The organism is Streptomyces sp. NPDC058459 (assembly GCF_042721685.1).
GTDB lineage: Bacteria > Actinomycetota > Actinomycetes > Streptomycetales > Streptomycetaceae > Streptomyces.
The window spans coordinates 1-4,908 of record NZ_JBHXLV010000316.1; the positions used below are offsets into that span (position 1 = coordinate 1).

Genomic DNA, 4,908 nt, shown 5'->3' on the forward strand with positions numbered 1-4,908 from the left:
ACGCGTTCGTTCAGGAGGGGGAGGACTTCCTGTTCCGTCGCCGCGAGGGCGGCCATCGCGCCGCCTTGGGGCAGGTGGCCCATGAGGCGTCCGCGGGCGGCGACGAGCTGGGCTGCGTCGTTGAGGGAGAGGACTCCGGCCGCGTGTGCGGCGGCGAACTCTCCGACGGAGTGGCCGATGAGGTGGTCGGGGTGCAGCCCGTGGTGCTCGGTGAGGCGGAAGAGGGCTGTCTGCAGGGCGAACAGGGCGGGCTGGGTGTATTGCGTCCGGTCGATCAGCGACTCCCCGCCGGTCCCGCTGTCCGTGAAGGCGATGTCCTTCAGGGGCCGGTCGAGGTGGGGTTCGAAGGCGGCACAGGCGGCGTCGAACGCCTCTGCGAACACCGGGGAGACCTCGTACAGTTCCCGTCCCCGTCCCGCACGCTGGCTGCCCTGCCCCGTGAAGAGGAAGACGGTGCGGGCGGCCCGGTCGGTGACCGTGCCCCGGACCACCGACGGATGCTCGGTGTCCGCGGCGAGCGCGGCCAGAGCGGCCAGCGCCTCCTCGCGGTCTCCGGCGAGCACCGACGCCCGCTGGGGGAGCGAGGCGCGGCCCGTGGCCAGCGCGCCCGCCACCGCGCCGAGGCCGGCCTCGGGGTGCGCGCTCAGGTGGGCGGCGAGCCGGGCCGCCTGCGCGGCAAGTGCCCGCGGGGTGCGCGCGGAGAGCGGCAGGACCACCGGGGTCCCCGCCGCGTCGGCGGTCTCCTGGTCGCGGCCGAGACCGGGGCCCTGTTCCAGGATGACGTGGGCGTTGGTGCCGCTGATGCCGAACGAGGACACCGCCGCCCGGCGCGGGCGTCCCTCGGCGGTCCAGTCCCTTTCCTCGGTGAGGAGTTCGACCGCCCCGGCCTCCCAGTCGACGTGCGGTGTCGGTGCGTCGACGTGCAGGGTCTTCGGCAGGACGCCGTGGCGCATGGCCTCGATCATCTTGATGATGCCGCCGACGCCGGCCGCGGCCTGGGTGTGCCCGATGTTCGACTTGAGCGAGCCCAGCCACAGCGGCCGGTCCGCCGGCCGGTCCCGCCCGTACGTCGCCAGCAGGGCGTCCGCCTCGATCGGGTCCCCGAGGCGGGTCCCGGTGCCGTGCGCCTCCATGGCGTCGACGTCCGCGCCGGTGAGCCCGGCCGCGGCGAGGGCCTGGCGGATGACCCGCTCCTGCGCGGGACCGTTCGGGGCGGTCAGCCCGTTGCTGGCCCCGTCCTGGTTCACGGCGGTGCCGCGCACCACGGCGAGGACGCGGTGGCCGAGGCGCTCGGCGTCCGAGAGGCGTTCGACGAGGAGGAGCCCGGCGCCCTCGGCCCAGGCGGTGCCGTCGGCCGCCGCCGCGAACGGCTTGCAGCGGCCGTCCGGGGCGAGCCCGCGCTGTCGGCTGAACTCCAGGAACATGCCCGGCGTCGGCATGACCGTGACGCCGCCCGCGAGGGCGAGGTCGCACTCGCCGCTCCGCAGCGCCTGGACGGCGAGGTGGAGGGCGACGAGGGAGGAGGAGCAGGCGGTGTCGACGGTGACCGCCGGACCCTCCAGACCGAAGGCGTACGCGAGGCGGCCCGAGGCCACGCTCGCCGTGCCGCCCGTCAGCAGATAGCCGTCGTACCCCTCGGCGGCCTCGTGCAGCCGGGGCCCGTAGTCCATCCCGGTCGCGCCGACGAACACGCCGGCGCGCGAGCCGCGCAGGCCGTCCGGGGCGATCCCGGCCCGCTCGAAGGTCTCCCATGCGGTCTCCAGGAGCAGTCGCTGCTGGGGATCCATCGCCGCGGCCTCGCGCGGGCTGATGCCGAAGAAGGCGGCGTCGAAATCGCCCGCGCCGCGCAGGAAGCCTCCCTCGCGGGCGTACGTCGTGCCGGGACGTTCGGGGTCGGGGTCGTACAGGCCGGCCAGGTCCCAGCCCCGGTCCGAGGGGAACGGGCCGATCGCGTCCGAGCCCGACGCGACCAGCTCCCACAGCTCCTCCGGGGACTCCACCCCGCCGGGGTAGCGGCACGCCATGCCGACGATCACGACCGGATCGGTCGCACGGTCGGCCGGGGCCGCCGGAGTCGGCGGAGCGACGGGCCGGGGGGCGTCCGAAGCGCGCTCGTGGAGCAGGACGGCGACCGCCTCGGGCGTCGGGTGGTGGTAGATCAGCGCCGACGGCAGCGCGTGGCCGGTCGCGGACTGGAGGCGGTCGCTTAGCTCCACGCCGGAGAGCGAGTCGAAGCCGAGGTCCTTGAACGTACGGGTGGTGTCGACGGACTCGGCGTCGACGTGCCCGAGCACGAACGCGACTTCAGCGCGGACGAGTTCGGTGAGATCGGTGCGGGCGTCCGCGTCCGCGTCGGCGTCGGTGTGTGGGCGGGCCGGCGTGGCGGCCGGCTCCGGGACGACGACGGCCGCCGGGGCCACGTCCTGCGCCACCCCGTCGATCCAGTGCCGCTCCCGCTGGAAGGCGTACGTCGGCAGCGGGACCGCCCGGCCCCCGCGGGCCGCGTGCGGCCCCGCCCAGTCGACCCGCGTGCCCCGGGTGTGGGCGCCGCCGACGGCGGCGAGCAGTGTGGCGGCCTCCGGCCGGCCCCGGCGCAGGGCGGCGAAGAGGGCGCCGTCCGTGGCCGCGAGGGTGCGGAGGGCCGCGCCGGTCAGCACCGGGTCGGGGCCCAGTTCGAGGTAGACGGCGGTACCGGCCTCCCGCAGCGAGCGGACGACGTCGTGGAACCGCACGGCCTGCCGGATGTGCCGGGTCCAGTGGTCGGGGGAGGCCAGCTCGGCGGCGGTCGCCGGGCGGCCCGTGACGTCGGAGACGACCGGGATGCGCGGCGGGTGGAAGGTCAGCCCGGCGGCGACGGCCCGGAACTCCTCCAGGACCGGTTCCATCCGGTGCGAGTGGAAGGCGTGGCTGACCGCGAGGCGGCGGGTGCGGACGCCGAGGGCCGCGAAGTGGGCGGTGATCCGCTCCACCTCGTCCTCGTCGCCGGAGACCACCACCGAGTCGGGCCCGTTGACCGCCGCCAGCGAGACCCGCTCGCCGAGCAGCGGCAGGACGGCCTCCTCCGCGGCCTCGACGGCGGCCATCGCGCCGCCCTCCGGCAGCGCGCCCATCAGCCGGCCGCGCGCCGCGACCAGCGCCGCCGCGTCCTCCAGGGTGAGGACGCCCGCCACGTGGGCGGCGGTCAGGCCGCCGATCGAGTGGCCCGCCACGGCGGACGGGGTGACACCCCACCCCTTCACGAGCCGGAACAGGGCGGTCTCCAGTGCGAACAGCGCGGGCTGCGTGTACTGGGTGCGGTGCAGCAGGGGCTCGTCGTCCGCGAAGACCAGCTCCCGCAGGGGCCGGTCGAGATACGGCGCGAAGGCGGCGTCCACGTCGTCGAAGGCGGCCGCGAACTCCGCGTAGGTCTTGTGCAGTTCGCGTCCCATCATGGCCCGCTGGCTGCCCTGTCCGGTGAACAGGAAGGCCGTGGGCGCGGGGTCCGAGGGTGCCGTCCCGCGGACCACCGACGGGTGGTCGCGGCCCGCCGCGAGGGCGGCCGAGGCTGCGAGGAGCCCGGCGGTGTCGTCGGGGCCCGCCCCGATCACCACCGCCCGCTCGCCGAAGGCGGTCCGCCGCGCCGCCAGCGCGTAGGCCGTGTCGAGCGGCCGGTGGCCGTGCCGCTCCTCATGTCGCACCAGCCGTGCCGCCTGACCGCGCAGCGCCGCCCCGTCCCGCCCGGACAGCGTCCAGACGACCGGACCCCGGCCCGGCTCACCGGCCGGGGCCGAGGGGACGGCCGGCGCCTCGCCCACCACCACGTGGCAGTTGGTGCCGCCCATCCCGAAGGAGCTGACGCCCGCGAGCAGCGGGCGGTCCGGCCGCGGCCAGTCGCCCTGCCGGGTCTGCACCCGCAGGCCCAGCTCGTCCAGCGGGATCGCCGGGTTCGGCTCGCGGAAGTTGAGGCTCGCCGGCAGACGCCGCCGGGAGACCGACAGCGCCGTCTTCAGCAGGCCGACGAGGCCCGCCGCGCCCTCCAGGTGCCCCACGTTCGTCTTCGCGGAGCCGACGAGCAGCGGCCGGTCCTGCGGCCGGCCCGCGCCGAGCGCTGCCCCTAGCGCCGCCGCCTCGATCGGGTCGCCCACCGGCGTTCCCGTACCGTGCAGTTCGACGTACTGGACGGCGGCCGGGTCGCTGCCGGCACGGGCGTGCGCGGCCCGCACCACGGCCTCCTGCGCGGCCCGGTCCGGCACCGTCAGACCGGGTGTGGCGCCGTCGTTGTTGACGGCGCTGCCCAGGATCACGCAGTGCACCCGGTCGCCGTCGGCCACGGCCCTGTCGAGCGGCTTGAGGACGACGGCGACGCCGCCCTCGCCCCGGACGTAGCCGTTGGCGCGGGAGTCGAAGGTGTAGCACCGGCCGTCGGGCGAGAGGGCGCCGAAGCGGGCGCTGTCCGCGCTGCTGCCCGGCGACAGGATGAGGTTCACCCCGCCCACCACGGCCAGGTCGGCGTCGCCGTGGCGCAGCGCCTCGGCGGCCAGGTGGACCGCGACCAGCGACGACGACTGGGCCGAGTCGACCGTCAGACTGGGGCCGGTGAGGCCGAGGACGTACGAGAGCCGGTTCGCCAGGACGCCCCGGGACAGGCCGGTCAGCGAGTGACGGCCGCCGCCCTCCTCACCGCGCAGGTGGCGCAGGGCCGCGTAGTCGTCCCACAGGGCGCTCGCGTACACCGCCGTCCGGGTCCCGGCCAGGCTGCCGGGCACGATCCCGGCCTCCTCCAGGGCCTCCCAGCCCAGCTCCAGCATCAGCCGCTGCTGCGGGTCCATGGCCGCCGCCTCGCGCGGCGCGATCCCGAAGAAGGCGGCGTCGAAGCGGTCCACCTCGTCGAGGAGCGCGGCGCGGCGGGGAGCCGACGCGGACCAGCGG

General features: G+C 76.3%; 1 protein-coding gene. It reads right to left on the reverse strand.

Annotated elements, in window-relative coordinates:
• Nucleotides 1–4,908 (reverse strand): beta-ketoacyl synthase N-terminal-like domain-containing protein (locus ACFWN1_RS31630; protein WP_384369655.1); only part of this gene is annotated, 4,908 nt, incomplete at both ends.